This window comes from Streptomyces sp. NPDC058240 (genome assembly GCF_042882135.1).
In the GTDB taxonomy this organism is placed as follows: domain Bacteria; phylum Actinomycetota; class Actinomycetes; order Streptomycetales; family Streptomycetaceae; genus Streptomyces.
This window is the reverse complement of the sequence record NZ_JBHVWT010000042.1, coordinates 1-23,010: the sequence shown is the minus strand read 5'-3', so window position 1 is coordinate 23,010 and position 23,010 is coordinate 1. Positions and strand designations below refer to the sequence as shown.

19 protein-coding genes and 1 pseudogene are annotated in these 23,010 nt (G+C 70.6%); 9 read left to right on the top strand and 11 right to left on the bottom strand.

Going from position 1 to position 23,010, the window contains the following annotated elements:
• Nucleotides 1-112 precede the first annotated feature (112 nt).
• On the top strand, nucleotides 113-940 hold the full coding sequence (locus ACFVX4_RS34555) for a VOC family protein (RefSeq protein ID WP_389985257.1): 828 nt from the start codon (nucleotides 113-115) through the stop codon (nucleotides 938-940).
• A 24-nt stretch (nucleotides 941-964) separates the two neighbouring features.
• On the opposite strand, the gene ACFVX4_RS34550 is transcribed toward ACFVX4_RS34555, so the two are convergent.
• Nucleotides 965-1,480: a DUF6328 family protein gene (locus ACFVX4_RS34550; protein ID WP_389985254.1), complete on the bottom strand. Its 516-nt coding sequence runs from the start codon at nucleotides 1,478-1,480 to the stop codon at nucleotides 965-967.
• A 211-nt stretch (nucleotides 1,481-1,691) separates the two neighbouring features.
• On the opposite strand from ACFVX4_RS34550, the gene ACFVX4_RS34545 reads away from it, so the two are divergent.
• Nucleotides 1,692-2,081 carry a VOC family protein gene (locus ACFVX4_RS34545; protein WP_389985252.1) on the top strand — a complete coding sequence of 130 codons (390 nt, stop codon included), beginning with the start codon at nucleotides 1,692-1,694 and terminating at the stop codon, nucleotides 2,079-2,081.
• 70 nt (nucleotides 2,082-2,151) lie between these two features.
• Here ACFVX4_RS34545 and ACFVX4_RS34540 read toward each other — a convergent pair whose 3' ends face one another.
• From ACFVX4_RS34540 to ACFVX4_RS34525, 4 genes are all read right to left on the bottom strand, one after another.
• Complete coding sequence (locus ACFVX4_RS34540; RefSeq protein ID WP_389985249.1) at nucleotides 2,152-2,643, bottom strand: GNAT family N-acetyltransferase; 492 nt, start codon at nucleotides 2,641-2,643, stop codon at nucleotides 2,152-2,154.
• A gap of 55 nt (nucleotides 2,644-2,698) precedes the next feature.
• Nucleotides 2,699-3,103 (bottom strand): DUF1992 domain-containing protein, encoded by a 405-nt coding sequence (locus ACFVX4_RS34535; RefSeq protein WP_389985246.1) that lies wholly within the window; start codon nucleotides 3,101-3,103, stop codon nucleotides 2,699-2,701.
• Nucleotides 3,104-3,239: 136 nt separating this feature from the next.
• Complete coding sequence (locus tag ACFVX4_RS34530) at nucleotides 3,240-4,181, bottom strand: hypothetical protein (protein ID WP_389985243.1); 942 nt, start codon at nucleotides 4,179-4,181, stop codon at nucleotides 3,240-3,242.
• Between the two features lie 168 nt (nucleotides 4,182-4,349).
• A complete protein-coding gene (locus ACFVX4_RS34525; protein ID WP_389985240.1) occupies nucleotides 4,350-5,147 on the bottom strand; it encodes a tyrosine-protein phosphatase in 798 nt (265 codons plus the stop codon).
• Between the two features lie 505 nt (nucleotides 5,148-5,652).
• On the opposite strand from ACFVX4_RS34525, the gene mutA reads away from it, so the two are divergent.
• The 3 genes from mutA to meaB are packed head-to-tail and all read left to right on the top strand — an operon-like array spanning nucleotide 5,653 to nucleotide 10,718.
• Nucleotides 5,653-7,515: a methylmalonyl-CoA mutase small subunit gene (mutA, locus tag ACFVX4_RS34520; RefSeq protein WP_389985237.1), complete on the top strand. Its 1,863-nt coding sequence runs from the start codon at nucleotides 5,653-5,655 to the stop codon at nucleotides 7,513-7,515.
• A complete protein-coding gene (gene scpA, locus ACFVX4_RS34515) occupies nucleotides 7,515-9,716 on the top strand; it encodes a methylmalonyl-CoA mutase (protein WP_389985234.1) in 2,202 nt (733 codons plus the stop codon). The genes mutA and scpA overlap by 1 nt, the downstream gene beginning before the upstream one ends.
• Nucleotides 9,717-9,728: 12 nt before the next feature.
• On the top strand, nucleotides 9,729-10,718 hold the full coding sequence (gene meaB / locus ACFVX4_RS34510) for a methylmalonyl Co-A mutase-associated GTPase MeaB (RefSeq protein WP_389985232.1): 990 nt from the start codon (nucleotides 9,729-9,731) through the stop codon (nucleotides 10,716-10,718).
• Between the two features lie 68 nt (nucleotides 10,719-10,786).
• On the opposite strand, the gene ACFVX4_RS34505 is transcribed toward meaB, so the two are convergent.
• Nucleotides 10,787-11,668, bottom strand: coding sequence for a GNAT family N-acetyltransferase (locus tag ACFVX4_RS34505; RefSeq protein ID WP_389985230.1), 882 nt, complete (start codon nucleotides 11,666-11,668; stop codon nucleotides 10,787-10,789).
• 376 nt (nucleotides 11,669-12,044) lie between these two features.
• Here ACFVX4_RS34505 and rho point away from each other — a divergent pair, with 376 nt between their 5' ends.
• Nucleotides 12,045-13,202 carry a transcription termination factor Rho gene (gene rho, locus ACFVX4_RS34500; protein ID WP_389985227.1) on the top strand — a complete coding sequence of 386 codons (1,158 nt, stop codon included), beginning with the start codon at nucleotides 12,045-12,047 and terminating at the stop codon, nucleotides 13,200-13,202.
• Nucleotides 13,203-13,287: 85 nt separating this feature from the next.
• Complete coding sequence (locus ACFVX4_RS34495; RefSeq protein ID WP_385327811.1) at nucleotides 13,288-14,286, top strand: aldo/keto reductase family protein; 999 nt, start codon at nucleotides 13,288-13,290, stop codon at nucleotides 14,284-14,286.
• 61 nt (nucleotides 14,287-14,347) lie between these two features.
• Here ACFVX4_RS34495 and ACFVX4_RS34490 read toward each other — a convergent pair whose 3' ends face one another.
• From ACFVX4_RS34490 to ACFVX4_RS34470, 5 genes and pseudogenes are all read right to left on the bottom strand, one after another.
• Nucleotides 14,348-15,709, bottom strand: a complete 1,362-nt coding sequence (locus ACFVX4_RS34490; RefSeq protein WP_389985224.1) for an NAD(P)/FAD-dependent oxidoreductase — start codon at nucleotides 15,707-15,709, stop codon at nucleotides 14,348-14,350.
• 131 nt (nucleotides 15,710-15,840) lie between these two features.
• Nucleotides 15,841-16,182, bottom strand: coding sequence for a hypothetical protein (locus ACFVX4_RS34485; protein WP_389985221.1), 342 nt, complete (start codon nucleotides 16,180-16,182; stop codon nucleotides 15,841-15,843).
• A 29-nt stretch (nucleotides 16,183-16,211) separates the two neighbouring features.
• On the bottom strand, nucleotides 16,212-17,942 hold the full coding sequence (gene ctaD, locus ACFVX4_RS34480) for a cytochrome c oxidase subunit I (RefSeq protein ID WP_389985219.1): 1,731 nt from the start codon (nucleotides 17,940-17,942) through the stop codon (nucleotides 16,212-16,214).
• A 456-nt stretch (nucleotides 17,943-18,398) separates the two neighbouring features.
• Nucleotides 18,399-18,713: pseudogene (locus ACFVX4_RS34475) on the bottom strand (SDR family oxidoreductase); the annotation flags it as partial.
• Nucleotides 18,714-18,985: 272 nt separating this feature from the next.
• Nucleotides 18,986-21,208: an NADP-dependent isocitrate dehydrogenase gene (locus ACFVX4_RS34470; protein WP_266423832.1), complete on the bottom strand. Its 2,223-nt coding sequence runs from the start codon at nucleotides 21,206-21,208 to the stop codon at nucleotides 18,986-18,988.
• Between the two features lie 234 nt (nucleotides 21,209-21,442).
• On the opposite strand from ACFVX4_RS34470, the gene ACFVX4_RS34465 reads away from it, so the two are divergent.
• Together ACFVX4_RS34465 and ACFVX4_RS34460 are read left to right on the top strand one after the other, a co-directional pair.
• Nucleotides 21,443-22,372: an LLM class F420-dependent oxidoreductase gene (locus tag ACFVX4_RS34465; protein ID WP_389985216.1), complete on the top strand. Its 930-nt coding sequence runs from the start codon at nucleotides 21,443-21,445 to the stop codon at nucleotides 22,370-22,372.
• 144 nt (nucleotides 22,373-22,516) lie between these two features.
• Nucleotides 22,517-23,010, top strand: a 494-nt coding sequence (locus ACFVX4_RS34460; RefSeq protein WP_389985213.1) for a hypothetical protein, incomplete at its 3' end; no start/stop codon positions are given.

Genomic DNA, 23,010 nt, shown 5'->3' with positions numbered 1-23,010 from the left:
CTCGGGGAAGGGCGTCGCGTGTTGCGGGGGCGGCCGCCCCCGGTGAGGCTGGTGAGGGCCCCGACGGCCACGGACGGACGCAGACCTCGGAACCGATGAAGGCAGTAGGACCATGACCGGAAGCCACCCGGGGAGGGCGCCGACACCGGCGCCGCTGACCGGATCCGCAGCGCCCTGCTGGGTCAACCTCATGACCCGCGATCTGGAATCGGCGCAGGAGTTCTACGCCGCTGTGCTGGGGTGGACCTTCCGTCCGGGCAAGCTGGGGCAGGAGTTCTCGGTCGCACGCCGGGGCGACGTACCGGTCGCGGGCATCGGCGCGGTGGCGACCGCCTACCGGGTGGCCGTGGCCTGGACACCCTATTTCGCCGTCGCCGACGCCGACGCGGCCGCCTCACGCATCCGTGAGCGCAGCGGCACGGTCGCCGTGGGGCCGATGGCGCTCGGCAAGGGGCGCGGGGCGCTGGCGGCGGACCGGGACGGTGCGGTGTTCGGCATCTGGGAGCGGACCGAGCCCGCGACCTCGCCGCCCGCGCCGGACGGCTATTCGCACGCCTGGCTGCGTCTGCACACCAGGAACGCCTTCGATGCCGCGATCTTCTACGGAGAGGTGCTCGACTGGGCGAGCGGGCGCCCGGGGTGCTGCGAGGTGTCGTACGAGAAGGACGAGGTCATCATCGACTGCGACGGGCGCCGGCTCGCCCGGATCAGCTCCGGCGCGGTGGAGGCGGCGCCCGATCCGCTGGTCCGCCCCCACTGGCAGGTGCACTTCCCCGTCACCGATGTGGCGGCCACGGTCGCTGCGGCGAGGGAGTACGGCGGCAGCCTGGTCGAACAGCGGCCGCTGGCGCGGGGCAGCGAGGCGACCCTGCTGGACCCGGACGGCGGCCTCTTCACGGTCACGGATGTCCGGGGGCTCGCGGCAGGCGACTCCGGCTGACCGTTCCGCTCCCCCGCGCCGCGGTCATTTCTCGTGCCCGGACGAGGAGCGGGCCAGCGCCCAGGCCGGGAAGACGAACCAGCAGATCAGGAACCACAGCGCCATGCCGCCGACCAGCCACAGGGCGGCGGAGTTGTGCAGGGCCACCCGCAGGATGAGCAGCAGGGCGGAGCACATGGTGCAGAACAGCAGGACGAGCCCGAGCACGGTCATGCGTGACGCCCAGGTGACCGTCTGCGGTTTGAGCCGCCGTCCGGTCAGCAGCCGGTGGTACGAGACGGGCCCGATCAGGGCGGCGGCGGTGGCCGATCCCAGCAACACGGTGACCACGTAGATGGTGCGGTCGGTGTCCGAGAGCTCGGCGAAGCGGGGCTGGAAGACGACGGCGAGCAGGAAGCCGAACAGGATCTGGACGCCGGTCTGGGCCACGCGCAGTTCCTGGAGCAGATCGGTCCACCGCCGGTCCGCTCGTTCCTCGGGCGTCTCGTGGCGGCCGTCGTCGCTGCCCTGACTGTCGGGAAGACGTGCTGTGGAGGTCACCGGGAGCCTCCGTCCGAATACCCGGAGTACTTCGCGTTTCCCCCTCCCCCACCGTAGCCGGTCACCGGGGCCGGGGGGATGGCCGGATCGATCACCGGCTCTCGACGACCAGTTCGACCTCACCTAGGATCTTATGTACGGCATCGCGCGTCGGTCACCGGCCGGGTGAGGCGTGGAGGTGCCCGGAGATGCCTGTTGGAGGCATTCCACAGTGTCAGTCCAGTTGAATCACACCATCGTTCACGCCCGGGACAACCGGGAGTCCGCCGAGTTCCTCGCGGACATACTGGGGCTGGAAGTCGGCGCGGAATGGGGCCCGTTCATCGCGGTCGAAACCGCGAACGGGGTCACCTTGGACTTCGCGACCATTCCCGAAGCCTCGATCGTCATGCAGCACTACGCCTTCCTCGTCTCGGAAGCGGAGTTCGACACGGCGTACGCCCGGATCAAGGAGCTCGGGCTCACGTACTACGCGGATCCGCACCAGAAGCATCCGGGCGAGATCAACCACAACGACGGCGGCCGAGGTGTGTACTTCCTCGATCCCGCCGGTCACGCCATGGAGATCATCACGCGCCCGTACGGGGGCTTCCCCTCGTAGCACGGCGACCCGGTAAGGGGGTTCGGCCGGGGCTCGTGCACGGGTGCCGGCCGGACCGCTCCGTGCGGGTTCAGGCGATCGGCAGCAGCAGTTCGGGCCGGTCCCACATCACCGCGGGCGGGTTGGCCGCCAGGGTGCCGGTCCGCCGGGCACCCACGCTCCGGTAGAAACCCTCGGCGGGCGGGTGCGAGACGACGCGGACGCCGGTGAGGCCGGCGCGCTCCGCCTCGCCACGCAGATGCCCGACGAGGAGCCGCCCGATGCCGAGTCCCTGCGCATCATCGGCGACGAACATCAGGTCGAGTTCCGGCGGTGCGAGAACGAGCGAGTAGAAGCCGAGCAGCCGCTCGGTGCCGGGCTCCACGGCCACGAAGACCCGGTGGGTCTCTATGTAGTCGGGACCCACCCGGTATCCGGCGACCATGGCGGCGTACTGCCCCTCGTAGGCGCGGGAAGTCCTGACCAGCCGGGTGAGCCGCTTCGCGTCCCGGGCGGTCGCCCGCCTGATGCGCACGGTCTCCCGTCGCGCCTCGCCATCCCGGCGCGTAATGCTCGATGTCATGGATGGAGTATTACGCATCCGGCGGCCGGGCACCGACCCACGGGCCCGTCGAGGGCTACGAGGGATCGCGCGTCGTGCGCCACTCGTCGACCACGGCGTCGATGTCGAACGGCTTGAGGTTCAGCGGCGGTCCCGGCGGCAGCCGCCTGATGGCCGCCCGGATCTTCTCGTTGACCTCTGCCAGCATGCGCCGCACCTCGGCCTCCGTCCGCGCCCCTGGCACGGCTTCGGCCACGTCCTCCGCCTGTTTGCGCAGGGCCAGCGCCGGCGGGAGCACCGACACCCCCTCGCGCTGCATCTTCTGCTTGATCCACCAGTTCTCGTCGTAGGGAGCCTCGAGACTTTCGAGCGGCTTGCCGAATCCCGGCAACTGCGAGATGTCGCCGCGCTGCTCGGACTCCCGGATCTGCCTGTCGACCCATGATTCGAAGCTGACGCCCGCAGGCTTGCGCTCGGTCAACGTACGCCCCTCTCGGAGGATTCGAAATCCGGTCCTTTCACGATACCCAGGAGCCGAGGGGGAACCCGGCGCACCCCAGCCCCCACGCCTCAACCCGCCTCGGCACAGGGCCATTTCGGGAGCCGGGTCGTCCGCGTCAGTGCGCGTGTGCGGCGGGCGCCCCGGTGCCGCTCTCCCGGTGCCCGTCGCCGTCGTCGCCCGGCTCCGCCACCCGGACGGTGAACGCCGCCGTGCGCACCTTGCCCTCGTGCTTGAAGTCGAGGAAGAGCCGGTAGGTTCCCGCACTGGGCGCCGTCGCGGTGAAGGACACCGCCGGACCCGGACCTCCATCGTTCGGGTGGACATGCAGATAGGCCAGGTCGCCCGAGCGCAGGGCGACCAGATGCCCGTACGCGCCGAGGTAGGGCTGGAGATCGGTGACGGGCCGGCCGTTCCTGCTGATGGCGAGCTCGAGTCCGCCGGCCCGGCCGGCGCGGAGTTCGCCGCCGAGTGCGACTCGGTAGCCGTCGACCTCGGCGGTGGCGCTCGGGGCCGGGAGAGGGGCGGGACGGTAGGCACCGGAGACGGCCAGATCCGCTCCCAGCGTGAGGTTCTCGGCACCCGCGGCCGCCGGGGTGAAGTCGGCGAACACCCGGTAGCCACCGGCTTCGGGAAGGTCGACCGGGGTCGACCAGGTGCCGTCGGCCGCACGGACGGGGTGCAGATGCCGGTACTGGGTGAGGTCGGTGGAGGCGAGGATGAAATGCAACTCCTTGCCGTGCTCACGCCGATAGGCGGTGACCTTGCGCCCGCTGTCGTCCTTGACGGCGAACCGGATCCCGGCCCGGACCCCGGCCCGGACCGTCGGTGTCTCCAGGGCCAGCGTGTAGCCGCCGTCGGAGATCTGCAGTCCGCCGGCCGCATGGTCCGCCGCCGCCTTCACCCCACCCCCCTCTCCCTCGCCGTGGCCGCCGTGCTGCCCAGCAGGGCGGTCCTCGGCGGCCACCAGCGGGTCGACGCCCCTGCCCACTCCGTAGGCGGTCCCGAAGGTCGCGGCGAGCGCGGCGGCGAAGGCGGTGATCCTCAGTGCGTTGTTCATGACGGGTTTCCTCCATCGGGTCGACCGGGAGGCAGCGCTTCCCGATGGACCACAACATACCCCCTGGGGGTATCAAGTCAACCCTGGAGCGCACCATCACTTCCTGGGTGCGCGGGAGGAGGTGTGGCCACTTCCGTCAGGAGGGTCGGCCGGGTCGAGGCCCGCCGCTCAGGCGGGCACCACCAGTCCGCCGCGCAGCCGCGCCATCGCCGCTTCAGGAATGCGCAGGCCGTCGCGCACATACCCGTCGAGCCCACCCCACCTCTCGTCCATGGCGTCGAGTGCCGTGTCGAGATAGCGGGGGCGGACCTCGGTGATGGCGGACGCGATCTCCGGGTCGCCGCCCGCGTCGAGGAAGTCCTGCACATAGGGCGCGAAGGCGACCCGCACCACCGGGTTCACCGCAAGGAACTCGGCGCGCACGACATCGCGTGACGCGCCGATCATCATCAGGAGGAGGGCGGCGGCCCAGCCGGTACGGTCCTTGCCGGCCGTGCAGTGGAAGAGCACCGGCCGGGCGCGGTCGTCGGCGACCGTCTCGGCAAAGGCCCGGTAGGCGGCGGACGCGCCCGGCGAGAGCACCATCTGCCGGTAGGTGTCCGCGAACAGCCCCTCCGCCTTCCCGCCCCCCAGCATCCGCTCCGCCTCGACGGGGTCGGCGAGCAGCGCGCGCAACCGGGCGGGCGCCACACCCGGATTGTCCCCGAGCACATCGGCGACGAACAGCCGCGCCCGGGGAGGCAGCCGGTCGGGTGCGGCGGCACGCTCGTCGGCGGTCCGCAGATCGACGACGGTGCGGATACCGAGCGCGGCCACCTGCGAATCCTGCGCCGCGTCGAGCCCGCTGAGCTGTCCGGACCGCAGCACGACACCCGCCCGGACCCGTTGGTCCGGGCCCAGGGCGATGCCGCCCAGGTCGCGCAGGTTGAGGACGGTGGATGACGGGACGGCCCTGGCTGTCTGCACGATGAACTTCCCCTTTTCCCGACGCGTATCCGAATTAATTCGGCCTGGCCGGATCAAACGTCGCACGCAGCCGGGAAATCGACAAAGTAAAACGCCGGACGGTATCGATCGGGGGCACGTCCGGAGATAAAGGAAATGTGAAATCGAAACCGCCCTCACCCAGGTCAGGGGCGCATCACACCAATAGCGGCATGTTCTCCGAAAACCCGCCCGAAGGGCAACACCGGTCGATGCGCGGAACGGTACACCGACCCTCATATTCCTGGCGCCGCGATTCCCTTCGGGACACGGGGCGGGCCGGATCCGGGAATCTTCGCCTTCAAGTGGATGGCGACAGCGACCACGGCCCGCCTCGGCGCTCTTCCCGGGCGCATCGGAGGAATCACCCGAGTGCCGGGCCCGGTCGTCTACGCGACGCTGGGTGAAGGATCAAGTGCGCTCGGAGAGGGCAAGGTCACAAGCGGAACCCATGCTGCCCTCCAGCGCCCTGACCTAGCATCTGGGCATGACGGTCCTGCCTGCCGACGGGCTTTCGTTGGCCGCCGAATTCCCCGCTCCCGCCCATGAGCACTGGCAACGCCTCGTCGAAGGCGTGCTGCGCAAGTCGGGCAAGGACGCCGCGGGTTCGGCCGCCGAGGAAGCACTGTCCACCACAGTGGAGGACGGGCTCATCACCCGCCCCCTCTACACCTCGCGCGACAGCGCGCCCGATGCCGGATATCCGGGCTTCGCCCCGTTCACCCGCGGCAGCAAGGCCGAGGGCAACGCGGCGGGCGGCTGGGACGTACGGCAGCGGCACACGCTCCCGGATCCCGCGCGCCTCAACGAGGCGGTGCTCGCCGATCTGGAGAACGGCGTCACCTCGCTGTGGCTGACCGTGGGCGGTGCCGCGGGTGTTCCGGTGTCAGCGCTGGCGGGAGCCCTGGACGGTGTCTACCTCGATCTGGCCCCCGTGGTGCTCGATGCCGGCGGCGAGACCGACGCCGCGGCGACGGAGTTGCTGCGGATCTGCGCGGAGCGGGGCGTCGATGCGCGAAGTGTGCGCGGCAACCTGGGCGCCGACCCGTTCGGGCAGGCCGCCCGCAGCGGCGCCGAACCCGATCTGTCGGCCGCGGTCCACTGGGCACAGCGGTGCGCACAGGAGTTTCCCGGACTGCGGGCGCTGACCGTCGACGCGCTGCCGTACCACGAGGCCGGCGGTTCGGCGGCCGAGGAGCTGGGTGCTTCGCTGGCGACCGGTGTCGCCTGTCTGCGGGCACTGACGGACGCCGGGCTGTCGGTCGAGGACGCCTGCGGGCAGCTGGAGTTCCGGTTCGCGGCGACCGCCGACCAGTTCCTGACCATCGCCAAGCTGCGGGCCGCGCGGCGGCTGTGGTCCCGGGTGGCCGAGGTGTGCGGGGCGGCCGGAGCCGGTGCCCAGCGCCAGCACGCGGTGACGTCGTCGGTGATGATGACGCGGCGCGATCCCTGGGTGAACATGCTGCGCACGACGCTGGCGTGTCTGGGTGCGGGTGTCGGCGGCGCCGACTCCGTCACCGTGCTGCCCTTCGATCACGCCCTGGGCCTGCCGGACGCGTTCGCCCGGCGCATCGCCCGTAACACGTCGACGATCCTGCTGGAGGAGTCGCACCTGGCCCGGGTGATCGACCCGGCGGGCGGCTCCTGGTACGTGGAGCGGCTCACCGCCGAACTCGCGGACGCCGCATGGTCGTTCTTCCAGGAGATCGAACGGTCCGGTGGCCAGGCCGCCGCCCTTCGCTCCGGAATGATCGGCGAGCGTCTCGCGGCCACCTGGGCGGCGCGCAGCAAGGACCTGGCGCGCCGCAAGGAGCCGATCACCGGGGTCAGCGAGTTCCCGCAGCTGGCGGAACGCCCGGTGGAGCGCGAGCCGGCCCCCGCCGTACCGGCCGAGGCATCGGGCGGTCTGCCCCGGGTCCGCCGTGACGAGGCGTTCGAGGCGCTGCGCGCCCGGTCGGACACCCACCTCGCGGCGACCGGGCAGCGGCCCAAGGTGTTCCTCGCCGCGCTCGGCCCCGCCGCGGCGCACACCGCGCGGGCGTCGTTCGCCGCCAACCTCTTCCAGGCCGGGGGCATCGAACCGGTCCACGACCCGGTCTCGGTCGACGAGACCACGGCCGCCGACGCGTTCAAGGCCAGCGGGGCCACCGTGGCCTGCCTCTGCTCCAGCGACGCGCTCTACACCGAGCAGGCCGCGGCGGTCGCCGAGGCGCTGGGTTCGGCGGGTGCGCTGCGGGTGTTCCTCGCCGGCCGCCCCGGCGAGTACACCGGCGTCGACGAGTACGTCTTCGCGGGCTCCGATGTGGTGGCCGTGCTCTCCTCCCTCCTCGACCGTATGGATGTGGCGTAATGCGTATCCCTGACTTCTCCGGCATCGAGCTCGGTCCGGGCGCCGCCGCCGAGGTGTCCGAGGAGCGGTGGCGCACCTCGGTGAAGGAGTCCTCCGGCAGTTCCGACGGCGACCTGCTGTGGGAGACCCCGGAGGGCATCGCGGTCAAGCCGCTGTACACCGGACACGACCTCGAAGGGCTCGACTTCCTCGGTACGTATCCGGGCATCGCCCCGTATCTGCGGGGCCCGTACCCGACGATGTACGTCAACCAGCCCTGGACGATCCGGCAGTACGCCGGCTTCTCCACCGCCGAGGAGTCCAACGCCTTCTACCGCCGCAACCTCGCGGCCGGGCAGAAGGGCCTGTCCGTCGCCTTCGACCTGCCGACCCACCGCGGCTACGACAGCGACCACCCGCGGGTGACCGGCGATGTCGGCATGGCGGGCGTGGCGATCGACTCGATCTACGACATGCGGCAGCTCTTCGACGGCATCCCGCTGGACCGGATGTCGGTGTCGATGACGATGAACGGCGCGGTGCTCCCCGTACTGGCGCTGTACATCGTGGCCGCGGAGGAGCAGGGCGTCGGGCCCGAGAAGCTGGCCGGGACCATTCAGAACGACATTCTGAAGGAGTTCATGGTCCGCAACACCTACATCTATCCGCCGAAACCCTCGATGCGGATCATCTCCGACATCTTCGCGTACACCTCGCAGAAGATGCCGCGCTACAACTCGATCTCCATCTCCGGCTATCACATCCAGGAGGCGGGTGCGACGGCCGATCTGGAGCTGGCGTACACCCTCGCGGACGGGGTGGAATATCTGCGGGCCGGACGGGACGCCGGTCTCGACGTGGACGCGTTCGCGCCCCGGCTGTCGTTCTTCTGGGCGATCGGCATGAACTTCTTCATGGAGATCGCGAAGCTGCGGGCGGCCCGGCTGCTCTGGGCCAAGCTGGTCAAGGAGTTCGGGCCGAAGAACGCCAAGTCGCTGTCGCTGCGCACCCATTCGCAGACGTCGGGGTGGTCGCTGACCGCGCAGGACGTGTTCAACAACGTCACCCGGACCTGTGTGGAGGCGATGGCCGCCACTCAGGGGCACACCCAGTCGCTGCACACCAACGCGCTCGACGAGGCGCTCGCCCTGCCGACGGACTTCTCCGCCCGGATCGCCCGGAACACCCAGCTGCTGCTCCAGCAGGAGTCGGGCACCGGCCGGGTGATCGACCCGTGGGGCGGCAGCGCGTACGTGGAGAAGCTGACGTACGACCTGGCGCGCCGGGCCTGGCAGCACATCGAGGAGGTCGAGGCGGCGGGCGGTATGGCGCAGGCCATCGACGCGGGCATCCCGAAGCTCCGGGTGGAGGAGGCCGCGGCCCGCACCCAGGCGCGGATCGACTCCGGGCGCCAGCCGGTGATCGGGGTGAACAAGTACCGGGTGGAGACCGATGAGCAGATCGATGTGCTCAAGGTCGACAACTCGTCGGTGCGCACCCAGCAGATCGAGAAGCTGCGCCGGCTGCGCGAGGAGCGCGACGAGTCGGCCTGCCGGGCCGCGCTGGACGCGCTCACGGCCGCGGCCGAGCGGGATCCCGGTCCCGGCCTCGAAGGCAATCTGCTGGCCCTCGCCGTCGACGCGGCACGCGCGATGGCGACCGTGGGCGAGATCTCCGACGCACTGGAGAAGGTGTACGGGAGGCATGCGGGCCAGATCCGTACGATCTCCGGTGTGTATCGCAACGAGGCAGGTGAATCCCCTTCCGTGGACCGGACCAGGGCGCTGGTGGACAGGTTCGAGGAGGCCGAGGGGCGCCGTCCGCGCATCCTGGTCGCCAAGATGGGACAGGACGGCCACGACCGGGGCCAGAAGGTGATCTCGACGGCCTTCGCCGACCTGGGCTTCGACGTCGACGTCGGCCCGCTGTTCCAGACGCCGGCCGAGGTGGCACGGCAGGCGGTCGAGGCGGACGTGCACATCGTGGGCGTCTCCTCGCTGGCCGCCGGGCACCTCACGCTGGTGCCGGCGCTCCGCGAGGAGCTGGCGGCCGAGGGGCGCGAGGACATCATGATCGTGGTGGGCGGGGTGATTCCGCCGCAGGACGTCGAGGCGCTGCACGAGGCGGGCGCGACGGCCGTGTTCCCGCCCGGCACGGTCATTCCGGATGCCGCGTACGACCTGGTGACGCGGCTCGGTGCCGCGCTCGGTCACGAGCTGTGAGCCGCTGACCCGATGGCTCCGAAGATCGATATCGACAGCTATGTGAAGGGGGTGCTCGACGGGAAGCGGGCGCAGATCGCGCGCGCCATCACTCTCGTCGAGTCCACCCGCCCCGATCACCGGGCGCTGGCCCAGCAGTTGCTGCGCGAGCTGCTGCCGCACTCCGGCTCCGCGCGGCGGATCGGCATCAGCGGCGTGCCGGGGGTCGGGAAGTCCACCTTCATCGACGCCCTCGGCACGATGCTCACCGGGCTCGGGCACCGGGTCGCGGTACTGGCCGTCGATCCGTCCTCCAGCCGTACCGGCGGCTCCATCCTGGGCGACAAGACCAGGATGGAGCGGCTCGCGGTGGACCCGGCGGCTTTCGTACGCCCGTCCCCGACCGCCGGGACGCTCGGTGGGGTGGCCAAGGCGACCCGGGAGTCCATCGTGGTGATGGAGGCCGCGGGGTACGACGTGGTGCTGGTGGAGACGGTGGGCGTCGGACAGTCGGAGACGGCGGTGGCCAACATGGTCGACACGTTTCTGCTGCTGACGCTGGCCCGGACCGGCGATCAGCTCCAGGGGATCAAGAAGGGTGTGCTGGAGCTGGCGGACGCGATCACGGTCAACAAGGCGGACGGCCCGCACGAGCGCGACGCCCGCGCGGCCGCCCGTGAACTGGCGGGTGCGCTGCGGCTGATGCACCCGGTGGACGCGGCGTGGACCCCGCCGGTCCTCACGTGCAGCGCCCGTGAGTCGGCCGGTCTCGACACGCTGTGGGAGCGGCTGGAGCAGCACCGCGCACTGCTGGAGTCGACCGGCCGGCTCGCCGCGAAACGGCGTGACCAGCAGGTCGACTGGACATGGACGATGGTGCGGGACGAGCTGCTGGAGAGTCTGCGCGGGCATCCGGAGGTACGCGCGCTCGCTCCGGGGCTGGAACAGCGGGTGCGGGAAGGCGAGTTGACGGCCACGCTGGCGGCCGAGCGGATCCTGGCCGCGTTCCGGGGCACGGCCTGATCCGGACGTGAGGCGCCGTGGGCGGTCCGGCGGACGGGGCTCCACCCCGGCTGCCGGACCGCGGGCTCCTACAGATCCGACTGGTACTGGACCGACTTGTGTGTCGGCTCGTAGCCGAGCGCGTCGTTGATGCTCCGCATGTGCGTATTGCTGTCGGCGGTGTCCGTCAGCAGCCCTTCCAGGCCCGGGTGGCTTTCGCGGGCCTGGAGGATGGACCGCGTCTTCATCCACCGGCCGAGGCCGTGCCCCCGGTGCTCGGGAAGGACTCCGGTGCCGTAGTGCTGGCCGTCGCCCGTCCCGTCGCCCGGGACGACGAGTTCCGTGAAGCCCACGATCGTGGCGTCGGACTCGTCGACCGCCGCGACCGTGTGGAGCAGGTCGCCGCGAGCGGCGACGGCCGCCGCCGCGGACCGGAGCCGGTCCACGTCCCAGACGACCGTGCCGAAGTCGGTGTCGTCCATGGGCATGTCGTCCATGGCCCGGCGGGACGCGGCGAACGTCGGCGCGAGGTCGTCCGGGACGGTGCCGTCCCAGGAGATGAGCCGGTAGCCCGGATGCGGCTGCCCGACGGTCCGGCGCAGGGCCTCGGTGTCGGCCTTCGCCAGCGGAAGCCGGACGTACGTCAGGGCCAGCACCTTGCGCAGCCCCTTGGCCCGCAGGAAACGGTCCCCCGGGGACCCGGCCCCGACCTGCGCGATGACGCTGCGCCGGCCCTCCTCGCGGGCGGCGGCGACCGCCGTGTCGAACAGCCGCGAGCCGATGCCCTTGCGGCGCTCCGCCGGATGGACGTGGAGCTCCAGTTCCGCGAGGTGGTCCTGGCCCTCGCGGGTGAAGACGCGCAGGAACGCCGACCCGACGGGGCTGCCCTCGGGATCGGAGGCGAGCCAGACCAGACGGTGGCTGCCACTGGCCCGATCGGGGTCGGACAGTGCGGTGATGCGTAGGGACAAGGTGACTCCTCCGTGCCCGGGGCGCCGGTCGGGATGGGTGAGCGGGCGGGTGGCCCGGAGAACCACATCACTCCACGAACGCCGCGGCAACCGGATTTCGGGGCCTTCGGCCCGGCCCCGGTTCCCCAGGGTCGTGGTACGGTACCTTTGGTACTTGTGTCGGCCTCGCTTCGAGGCGCCGGTGCCGAGTCACTTCTCCGAAGCTGCCGCGCCCGTCCTTTTCCGACCGGCGATCCAGCTTTCGCACATCACATCATCCAGTTCGGACCGGATTCTTCTCCGTCCGGGCTTTCCCGCCCGTCGTGCGGGGCGTGATCTCTTCCGCCCGCGCCGTCCGGCCCCTTCATTCGCCATGTCCGCGAAAGGACCGCCCACCATGACCAGCACTCTCGAACACCCGCTGCTCCGACAGCAGTTGACCACCGACGCCACGACAGCGACCAGGACCGCCGGCGTCCTCGACATCACACACCAGGGAAACGGCGCGCTGCGCGTCCAGGACGGCCGCCCCTCCCCCGGCGACGTGGTGGTCCCGGTCGCCCTGATCCGCCGCCACGGCCTGCGCCGCGGCGATGCCGTCGAGGGGCTGTGCGACCGCCCCCGTACTCTCTCCGCCGTGGAGCGGGTCAACGGCCGCTCCCCGCAGGCGCTTCGCGGCCGGCCGCACTTCCGCGACCTCACCCCGCTCCACCCCGGGCACCGGCTGCGGCTGGAGACACCGTCCGGCGGTCCCGCGATGCGTATCGTCGACCTGATCGCACCGATCGGCAAGGGGCAGCGCGGGCTCGTCGTCGCGCCGCCCAGGACCGGAAAGACGGTGCTGCTCCAGCAGGTCGCCGCCGCCGTCGCCGCCAACCACCCCGAGTGCCACCTGATGGTGGTGCTGGTCGACGAACGCCCCGAAGAGGTCACCGACATGCGCCGGTCCGTACGGGGCGAGGTGCTCGCCTCGACGTTCGACCGGCCCGCGAAGGAGCACATCGCACTCGCCGAACTCGCGGTCGAACGTGCCAAGCGACTGGTCGAGCAGGGCCAGGACGTCGTCATCCTGCTCGACTCCCTCACCCGTCTGTGCCGCGCCCACAACAACGCCTCCGCCGCGGGCGGACGCACTCTCAGCGGCGGCGTCGACGCGGCCGCCCTGCTCGGCCCCAAGCAGCTCTTCGGCGCCGCCCGACTCGCCGAGGAGGGCGGCTCCCTCACCATCCTGGCCACGGCGCTGGTGGAGACCGGCTCCCGCGCCGACGACTACTTCTTCGAAGAGCTGAAGAGCACCGGCAACATGGAACTCCGGCTCGACCGCCAACTCGCGGACAGGCGCATCCACCCGGCCGTGAACATCCCGGCGTCCGGCACCCGGCGCGAGGAACTCCTCATGCCGGACAGCGAGTTGCGCGTGGTACGGGGACTTCGGCGCGCGCTGCACGCCAGGAACCCGCAGACCGCGCTGGAGACGCTGCTGGACCGGATCCGCCGCACCCCGGACAACGCGGCCTTCCTCCGTGCCGTCCACCGCACCGTCCCGGACGCCTGAGCCTGTCCGCGCGGCGCCTGCCCGGCGCAATAGCATGGCCGGGCCATGCATGATCCGCGCTCACGAGCACAGGGAGAGCAGCCACATGGAGTTCCGCCGACTCGGCCGCAGCGGTCTGACCATCAGTGAGATCGCCTACGGAAACTGGCTCACCCACGGCTCCCAGGTGGAGGAGGACGCGGCGGTCGCCTGCATCCGTGCCGCCCTGGACGCCGGAATCACCACCTTCGACACCGCGGACGTCTACGCCGAGACCCGGGCCGAGGCCGTCCTGGGCCGGGCGCTCAGGAACGAACGCCGTGAGGGTCTGGAGGTGTTCACCAAGGTCTACTTCCCGACCGGTCCCGGACACAACGACCGGGGGCTCGGCCGCAAGCACATCATGGAGTCCATCGACAATTCGCTGCGCCGCCTGCAGACGGATTACGTGGACCTGTACCAGGCCCACCGCTACGACCACTCGACACCGCTGGAAGAGACCATGGAGGCGTTCGCCGACGTCGTCCGCTCCGGCAAGGCCCTCTACATCGGCGTTTCGGAGTGGACGGCCGACCAGCTGCGCGCCGCCCATGGACTGGCCCGCGAGCTGCGGGTGCCGCTTATCTCCAACCAGCCGCAGTACTCGGCCCTGTGGCGGGTCATCGAAAGCGATGTGGTGCCCGCCTCCGAGGAGCTGGGCATCGGCCAGATCGTCTGGTCCCCGATCGCCCAGGGCGCGCTCACGGGCAAGTACAAGCCCGGTGCGCCGCTCCCGGCCGGTTCGCGGGCGACGGACGACAAGGGCGGCGCGAACATGGTCGCCGGCTGGCTGCGCGACGACGTGCTGGAGCGCGTCCAGCGCTTGCGGCCGCTCGCCGACGGCGCCGGTCTCAGTCTGGCCCAGCTCGCGGTCGCGTGGGTGCTGCAGAACTCGAACGTCTCCGCCGCGATCATCGGCGCCTCCCGGCCCGAGCAGGTGACGGAGAACGTCCGGGCGGCCGGTGTGACACTCGACGCGGAGCTGCTGAAGGGGATCGACGACATCCTGGACCCGGTGGTCGAGCGGGATCCCGCGCTGACGGCCGGGCACGCGGGCAACAGCTGATCCGACCGGCCTCCGCCCCGGCCCCGGCCCCGGCGCGAGCGGGGGCCGGGGCGGTGCGCGATCAGGTGCCGGTGTGCAGCGCGGCGGTGTACTCGCGGACCTGCGCCGGTGTGAGGTAGGAGTCGGTGTACTCGAAGTCGCGCAGTTTCGCCGGCTGACGGGACAGGAAGCCGGTGCGTACGAAGTCGTCGCCCGCGACCGCGTTGAGCACCCAGTTGGTCATGACCCGCGCCTTGGCGACATTGGTGCGCAGCGCCGACCAGTGGTACCCGCGGGCGACGGCCTGCGCGGGGATTCCGTGCATCTCGACGCCGAGCGGCTTGGAGACCGCGTCCTTGCCGCCGAGGTCCACGACGAGGCCGAGGTCCCTGTGGACGTACGGCTTCAGCGGCTGGTGCCGCAGTGTCGCGATGAGGTTGTCGGCGAGCCTGCGGCCCTGGCGCATGGCGTGCTGTGCGGTGGGCGGGCAGACTGCTCCGTCGCCCTTGCTCAGGTCCGGCACGGCCGCGCAGTCGCCGAGGGCGAAGACGCCGTCGAAGCCCGGCAGACTCATCTCGGGGGTGACGGCCAGCCGTCCGCGTACCGTCTCCGCGTCGAGCGTGTTGACCAGCGGGCTCGCGGTGACGCCCGCCGTCCAGATCAGGGTCCGGCAGGGCAGCACCCGGCCGTCGGTGAAGGTCACCTTCTCCGGGGCGGCCTCGGCGATCGAGACGCCGAGCGACACCTCGATGCCACGGGCGCGCAGCACCTCCAGGGCGCTGCGGCCCAGCTTGTCCCCCAGTTCGGGCATCAGCTTCGGGGCGATGTCGATGAGGTGCCACTTGATCAGCTTCGGGTCGAGCCTCGGGTAGTGCCTCACCGCGTTGCTGGTGAGGCGCTGCAGACAGGCTGCCGTCTCGGTGCCCGCGTATCCACCGCCGACCACCACGAACTGCAGGCGCGAGGCCCGTTCGTTCTCGTCGTGGCTGGCGTCCGCGAGGTCGAGCTGGGCGATCACGTGGTCCCGTACGTAAGCGGCCTCGGCCAGTGTCTTCATGCCCCGTGCGTTGTCCAGCAGGCCGGGGATGTCGAAGGTACGGGTGATGCTCCCGGCACTGAGCACGATGTAGTCGTAGGGCTCGTAGACGATCTCGTCGGTGATCTTGCGAATGACGCAGATCTTCGCCCTGGGGTCCACACCGATGGCCCCGCCCGGAATGATCCGGGTGCGGTGCTTGCGGCTGCGGCGCAGCGAGACGGCGACCGACTGCGGAGTGAGCACGCCCGCCGCCACCTGTGGCAGCAGGGGGAGGTAGAGCTGGTACGAGAACGGGGCGACGAGCGCGATCTCCGCCTCGCCGGGGATGAGCCCGCGCTCCAGACGGCGTACGCATTCCACTCCGGCGAATCCGGCTCCGACAACGAGGATCCTGGGTCGTGCCACAGTGTTCGTCCCTTCTCGGGCCTGTACCGGTCATCCGTTCGCCTGCCCCGTCGCACGCGCCCGTCGTCCCATCTTCACGAGCCTCGGGCGAGTCCGCCTGCTGGGGGCGGCGGAAGGACGACGCCACCCGGTCAGCGGGTCAGCAGGGTCAGTGCGGTACAGGTGCCGCCGACCGCGCCGACGAGCACGACGCCGGTGGCCACGCAGCGCGCCTTGAGCACGCGGTAGCGCGCCTCGTACTCGCCGTGCAGCGCGGTGGCGCGGGCGGAGATACGGCAGAGCGTCGCCCGTGATGCGGCGAGACGGTCGGCGGTGTAGACCCGTTCCACGTCCTCGCGCTGTGCCGTGGTGAGCCAGGGCAGCCCGTCGGTGAAGCGGCCCGCCATGCGGCGGGCCTCCTCGATCTCGGCGCTCCACAGCAGGTAGCCCTGCAGCTGTGCCAGGCCGCGGGCGCTGTCCTCGTCGGGGTCCACTCGCTTTTCCTCTCCCCGGGCCGTCGTGGTCACGCCCGCTTGTCCCCCGGGGCACGGGGCAGCTCCGTCTCCGGACGGTTGAGGGCTTCGTCGAGCGCGCGGACCGTGGGGTGGTGCAGGTCGAAGGCCGGGGATTCGGAACGGATCCGCGGAAGGGTGTGGAAGTTGTGCCGCGGCGGCGGGCAGGAGGTCGCCCACTCCAGCGAACGGCCGTAGCCCCACGGGTCGTCGACCCCGACGTTCTTGCCGTACTTGGCGGTCTTCCACACGTTGTAGAGGAACGGCAGCATCGACAGGCCGAGCAGGAACGAGGAGATCGTCGAGATCGTGTTCAGCGCGGTGAAGCCGTCGACGGCGAGGTAGTCGGCGTAGCGGCGCGGCATTCCCTCGGCACCCAGCCAGTGCTGCACCAGGAACGTGCCGTGGAAGCCCACGAACAGCGTCCAGAACGTGATCTTGCCGAGCCGCTCGTCCAGCATCTTGCCGGTGAACTTCGGCCACCAGAAGTGGAATCCGGAGAACATCGCGAAGACCACGGTGCCGAAGACGACGTAGTGGAAGTGCGCGACGACGAAGTACGAGTCCGAGACGTGGAAGTCCATCGGGGGCGACGCGAGGATGACACCGGTCAGGCCGCCGAAGAGGAAGGTCACCAGGAAGCCGATCGACCAGAGCATCGGTGTCTCGAAGGACAACGACCCCTTCCACATCGTGCCGATCCAGTTGAAGAACTTCACACCGGTCGGTACCGCGATGAGGAAGGTCATGAACGAGAAGAACGGCAGCAGCACACCGCCCGTGACGTACATGTGGTGCGCCCACACGGTCGCGGAGAGGCCCGCGATGGCGATCGTCGCGCTGATCAGGCCGATGTAACCGAAGATCGGTTTCCGGCTGAAGACCGGGATGACCTCGCTGACGATGCCGAAGAACGGCAGGGCGATGATGTACACCTCCGGGTGGCCGAAGAACCAGAAGAGGTGCTGCCAGAGCAGTGCGCCTCCGTTCGCCGGGTCGAAGACGTGCGCGCCGAACTTGCGGTCCGCCTCCAGCACCAGGAGGGCCGCCGCGAGGACCGGGAAGGCCAGCAGGACCAGCACAGCGGTCAGCAGGACGTTCCAGACGAAGATCGGCATGCGGAACATCGTCATGCCGGGAGCGCGCATGCAGATGATCGTGGTGATGAAGTTGACCGAACCGAGGATCGTGCCGAAGCCGGAGAAGGCCAGACCCATGATCCACATGTCGCTGCCGATGCCCGGTGAGCGGACCGCGTCGGTCAGCGGGGAGTAGGCGAACCAGCCGAAGTCCGCCGCGCCGTTCGGGGTGAGGAAGCCGGCGACCACGATGATCGAGCCGAAGAGGTACAGCCAGTACGCGAACATGTTCAGCCGCGGGAACGCCACGTCGGGCGCGCCGATCTGCAGCGGCATGATCCAGTTGGTGAATCCGGCGAACAGCGGCGTCGCGAACATCAGCAGCATGATCGTGCCGTGGATCGTGAACGCCTGGTTGAACTGCTCGGGCGAGACGATCTGGATCCCCGGACGCGCCAGCTCGGCGCGCATGACCAGGGCCAGCACACCGCCGATGAGGAAGAAGGCGAACGAGGTGACGAGGTAGAGCGTGCCGATCGTCTTGTGGTCGGTGGTGGTCAGCCACTTGATGACGACGTTTCCCGGTTCCTTGGCACGGACCGGAAGCTCGTTCGCGTACGCCTCCTCTTCGTCGGCTGCCCCTGTTGTGCCCGTCGTCGTCACTGGGACGCTCCTTCGATTGTCGTTCGCGGGTGGACCGAGCACCCGGCAGGGGCGCCGTTTCCACCGGGACGGCCGACAGACCGGTCCCGCGCGCGTCACGCCAGATTCCAGGTGCAGCAAATCAGCCGCGGGGCCGCTGTGCGTGGCCCGCCGCCCGCCGCCGCGTGACATTCACCCGTCAGGGCGCCCATGGGCAGGGGCGTGTCGACTGCGAGTGCGGGCCGGTGCCGTGGCGGTCCACGGCAGCGCGACGGACACCGTGACGGTCGTGCGCGCGGAACACGGAACGCGGGCCTTCCGTGCGGTCAACCGGCGGCGGAGGCAGGTCGTTTCATGCCGACGGTCCACCGTTGGCCGGGGAGCTGACGGCCGAACTCCTTTACGGTCCGGTGCCGTTGGCGAGCGATCCGGTGAACGCCCGGATCGGGGACCGGCGACGGGCTCCCCGGGCGGCGCTCAGGCCAGTCCGCCGGTCGCGCGGATGTTCTGCCCCGTGATCCATCGGCCGTCGTGGCCGGCGAGGAAGGCGACCGCATCGGCCACGTCCGCGGGTTCCCCCAGTCGGCGCAGCGGGGTCATGCCTGTGACTGCCTCCAGTGTCTGCGGCTGGTTGGTGCCGCGCAGCAGTTCGGTGTCGGTGGCGCCGGGCGAGACGGTGTTGACCGTGATCCCGCGGGCCCCGAGTTCATGGGCGGCGACGACGGTGAGCTGCTCGACCGCGCCCTTGCTGGCCACGTAGGCGGAGATGCCGGGGCCCGGCCGCACGGTGTTGGCCCACCGGTGACCACGGCGTTCCTGCCTGTCAGCACGGCCCCTCCTCCTCCACAGCACGGTTGGTCCGGGCGTCCGAACCTATCGCCGGAACGGCTCCCCGTGGCTCTGGCTGCGCGGAAAGTCTCCGAGTCGGCGGCCTGGCCGCGGTGCCGGTCCGGGACACGGAACCGCCCCGGCCGGGCATGGTGCCGACCGGGGCGGGAGGGATGGGGGCGACTGGACGCGCCCCTTCTCCGCAGGTGTTTCGTCAGACCGTCTCAGGCGTCTCGTCAGCCGATGGCGGCGATGGCCTGGACGAACGTCTCCGACGGACGCATGACGGCCGAGGCCTTGGCCGGGTCGGGCTGGTAGTAGCCACCGATGTCGACCGGCGAGCCCTGCACCGCGATCAGCTCGTCGACGATGGTCTGCTCCTGCTCGCCCAGCGTCTTCGCGAGCGCGGCGAACGCCTGCGCGAGCTGTGCGTCGTCGGTCTGCTGCGCCAGCTCCTGGGCCCAGTAGAGCGCCAGGTAGAAGTGGCTGCCGCGGTTGTCGATCCCACCCAGCTTGCGGCTCGGCGACTTGTCCTCGTTGAGGAAGGTGCCGGTCGCGCGGTCGAGGGTGTCGGCGAGGATCTGGGCGCGCGCGTTGCCCGTGGTCGCCGCCAGGTGCTCGAAGCTGGCCGCGAGCGCGAAGAACTCGCCCAGGCTGTCCCAGCGCAGGTAGTTCTCCTTGACGAGCTGCTGGACGTGCTTGGGCGCGGAGCCGCCGGCGCCCGTCTCGAACAGACCGCCGCCGTTCATGAGCGGGACGACGGAGAGCATCTTCGCGCTCGTGCCCAGCTCCAGGATCGGGAACAGGTCGGTCAGGTAGTCACGCAGCACGTTGCCGGTGACCGAGATGGTGTCCTCGCCGCGGCGGATGCGCTCCAGCGAGAACGCGGTGGCCTTCACCGGCGACATGATCTCGATCTGCAGACCGTCGGTGTCGTGGTCGGCGAGGTACGTCTTGACCTTGGCGATCAGCTGCGCGTCGTGGGCGCGGTCCTCGTCGAGCCAGAACACGGCCGGGACGCCGGTGGCGCGGGCGCGGGTGACGGCGAGCTTGACCCAGTCCTGGATCGGCAGGTCCTTGGCCTGGCACATGCGGAAGATGTCGCCGGCGCCCACGGCCTGCTCCAGCACGACGTCGCCACTGCCGTCGAGGACCCGCACCGTGCCGGTGGCGGGGATCTCGAAGGTCTTGTCGTGGCTGCCGTACTCCTCGGCCTTCTGGGCCATCAGACCGACGTTCGGCACCGAGCCCATGGTCGACGGGTCGAAGGCGCCGTTGGCACGGCAGTCGTCGATGACGACCTGGTAGACGCCCGCGTAGCTGCTGTCCGGCAGCACCGCGAGGGTGTCGGCCTCCTCGCCGTCCGGGCCCCACATGTGACCGGAGGTGCGGATCATGGCCGGCATGGAGGCGTCGACGATGACATCGCTCGGGACGTGCAGGTTGGTGATGCCCTTGTCCGAGTCGACCATGGCCAGCGCGGGGCCCTCGGCCAGCTCGGCCTCGAAGGACGCCTTGATCTCGGCACCCACGTGCGGCACCGAGTCCAGGCCCTTGAGGATGGCGCCGAGGCCGTCGTTCGGGGACAGACCGGCCGCGACGAGCACCTCGCCGTACTTGGCGAAGGTGTTCGGGAAGAAGGCGCGGACCACGTGGCCGAAGATGATCGGGTCGGAGACCTTCATCATGGTCGCCTTGAGGTGGACGGAGAACAGCACGCCCTCGGCCTTGGCACGGGCGACCTGCGCGGTGAAGAACTCGCGCAGCGCCGCGACGCGCATGACCGCCACGTCGACGACCTCGCCCGCGAGCACCGGCACCGACTCGCGCAGAACGGTGGTGCTGCCGTCGTCACCGGCGAGCTCGATGCGCAGCGAACCGGCCTCGGCGATGACCGTGGACTTCTCGGTGGAGCGGAAGTCGTCGACGCCCATGGTGGCGACGTTCGTCTTCGAGTCGGCGGACCACTTGCCCATGCGGTGCGGGTGCGCCTTGGCGTAGTTCTTGACCGAGGCGGGGGCACGGCGGTCGGAGTTGCCCTCGCGCAGCACGGGGTTCACCGCGCTGCCCTTGACCTTGTCGTAGCGCGCGCGGACGTCCTTGTCCTCGTCGGTCTGCGGGTCGTCCGGGTAGTCCGGGAGCGCGTAGCCCTGCGCCTGGAGCTCGGCGATGGCCGCCTTCAGCTGCGGGATCGAGGCCGAGATGTTCGGCAGCTTGATGATGTTGGCCTCGGGCCGCTTGGCCAGCTCACCGAGCTCGGCGAGCGCGTCGTCGATGCGCTGGCCCTCCTCCAGACGCTCGGGGAAGCCGGCGATGATGCGTCCGGCCAGCGAGATGTCACGGCTCTCGACATTGACCCCGGCCGTCGAGGCGTACGCCTGGACAACCGGCAAGAACGAATACGTCGCCAGGGCCGGGGCCTCGTCGGTGTGTGTATAGATGATGGTCGAGTCAGTCACCCTGTGCTCCGCTCCACGTCTGCAACATTGCTTGACATCAAGATATCTCGTGATCGCCCCGGCCTCGACAGGGCCCTGCTCTCATCGACGGCGAAGCGTGTCACCCCGGTCGCGCGGCGCACACCCGCCCCGGATCGTGATCGCATCCGACAACACCCCCGGCAGGAAGCTCGGCGGGCAACAGTCGAGTGTCATACGGTGGTTGCCCCACTGCCCGCCAGAAGGAGTGCGCACATGCCGGTCTCGCTGGGTCTCGGTCTTCCGCAGATGAAGCAGTACGACATCGGCCGCGATGTGGCCGCCGTGGCACGCGCGGCGGAGGAGGTCGGCTACGAGAGCCTGTGGGTCTTCGAGCGGATCATCTTTCCCGAGCCTGCCACGCAGGGGCTGTACGGCGTTCCGGGGCTGCCCTGGCCCGAGCAGTACCGCAGTGTCGCCGACCCGCTGATCACGCTCGCGCTGGCCGCCGGGGCCACGAGCCGGGCCAGGCTCGGCACCAGCGTCCTGGTCGCGCCGCTGCACGTACCGTTCCAGCTGGCCCGTTCGCTCGCCTCGCTCGATGTCGCGAGCGGCGGCCGGGTGATCGCGGGCATCGGCACGGGCTGGTCCCTGGACGAGTACGCGGCCGCCTCGGTCGCCCCCTTCGAGAAGCGCGGTGCGGTCCTGGACGAGCTGCTGGACGTGTGCGCGGCGGTCTGGGGCCCGGATCCGGTCTCGTACGAGGGCGAGCTGACCACCATCGCCCCGTCCGAGGTCGGCCCGAAGCCGGTGCGCCCCATCCCGGTCTATCTGCCGGCGAACAGCCCCCGGGCCACCCGCCGGCTGGTCGACCGGGCGGACGGCTGGATGCCCGTGGCCATGGGCGCCGCCCAGCTGGCCGAGCAGTGGAAGCGGGTCCAGGACCTGGCGGCCGAGCGCGGCCGGGAGCGTCCGGTCGGCGTCTGCGCCCGTGCCAACGCCAGGTACAGCGCCGAACCGGTCGGTGGTGCGGACCGCGCCCCCTTCCACGGCGATGTGGCCCAGATCGTCGAGGACCTGGTGGCCCATGCCGCGACGGGCGTTCCGGAGATCCTGCTGGATCTCCAGGGCACGACACGCGACGCCTCGGAGCTGATCGACGTGGCGGCCGAGGTGTACGGGGCGGCGCGGGCGGCGGGCGTCTGACAGCACGGCGACGGAACGTGTACGGGGCGACGGGCCGCGCGGAGCGGCGTCGGAGGCCGCGCGTCATCCGCGTCGGATCGCGCCCCGACGGCGGCGGGCCGGGTCAGGCGTACCGCGGGCGCACATGGTGCACCATGGTCCGCGATGCGACGAGGACTGATGCACGGCATGGCTTGGGCGCTGTCCACGGGGGCTGCGGTCACGCTGTCCTGGTGGGGCGTCCACACGGTGATGTCGGGGACCGCGTACGACCCGCCCCTCGCCCTGCCGATCGCGGACGCGGCACGCGCCGCGGACGAAGAAGCGAAGCCGCAGCCCTACTTCACGTACCGCCCCGAGAAGTCCCCGGAGCCGAGCAAGTCCGCGCCCGGCAGCGACGGGGGCGGCAAGGACGACACGGTCCGCAGGCCGTCGAGCGGCGCCCCGCGGAGCTCCGCTCCGACTCCCCTGCCGAGCCCGAGCGGCAAGCCGTCGGGCGGGGCCGTGAACGTGAAGGGCTACACCGTCGACGGGGGCCGCGTCGTCTTCGCCATCAAGCGGTCCTCGGCGGACCTGGTCTCGGCGACCCCCGAGTCGGGCTGGCGGATGCAGGTGTGGAAGACCGAGATCTCGCGGTCGTCCCGGGTGAAGGTCACCCG

What these genes read in the sequence shown, in the direction of transcription:
- ACFVX4_RS34495 (WP_385327811.1), top strand. Translation starts at nt 13,288, where the DNA reads ATGGAGTTCCGCCGACTCGGCCGCAGCGGTCTGACCATCAGTGAGATC.
- mutA (WP_389985237.1), top strand. Translation starts at nt 5,653, where the DNA reads ATGACGGTCCTGCCTGCCGACGGGCTTTCGTTGGCCGCCGAATTCCCC.
- ACFVX4_RS34465 (WP_389985216.1), top strand. Translation starts at nt 21,443, where the DNA reads ATGCCGGTCTCGCTGGGTCTCGGTCTTCCGCAGATGAAGCAGTACGAC.
- ACFVX4_RS34555 (WP_389985257.1), top strand. Translation starts at nt 113, where the DNA reads ATGACCGGAAGCCACCCGGGGAGGGCGCCGACACCGGCGCCGCTGACC.
- ACFVX4_RS34530 (WP_389985243.1), bottom strand. Translation starts at nt 4,181, where the DNA reads ATGAACAACGCACTGAGGATCACCGCCTTCGCCGCCGCGCTCGCCGCG.
- ACFVX4_RS34540 (WP_389985249.1), bottom strand. Translation starts at nt 2,643, where the DNA reads ATGACATCGAGCATTACGCGCCGGGATGGCGAGGCGCGACGGGAGACC.
- scpA (WP_389985234.1), top strand. Translation starts at nt 7,515, where the DNA reads ATGCGTATCCCTGACTTCTCCGGCATCGAGCTCGGTCCGGGCGCCGCC.
- meaB (WP_389985232.1), top strand. Translation starts at nt 9,729, where the DNA reads ATGGCTCCGAAGATCGATATCGACAGCTATGTGAAGGGGGTGCTCGAC.
- rho (WP_389985227.1), top strand. Translation starts at nt 12,045, where the DNA reads ATGACCAGCACTCTCGAACACCCGCTGCTCCGACAGCAGTTGACCACC.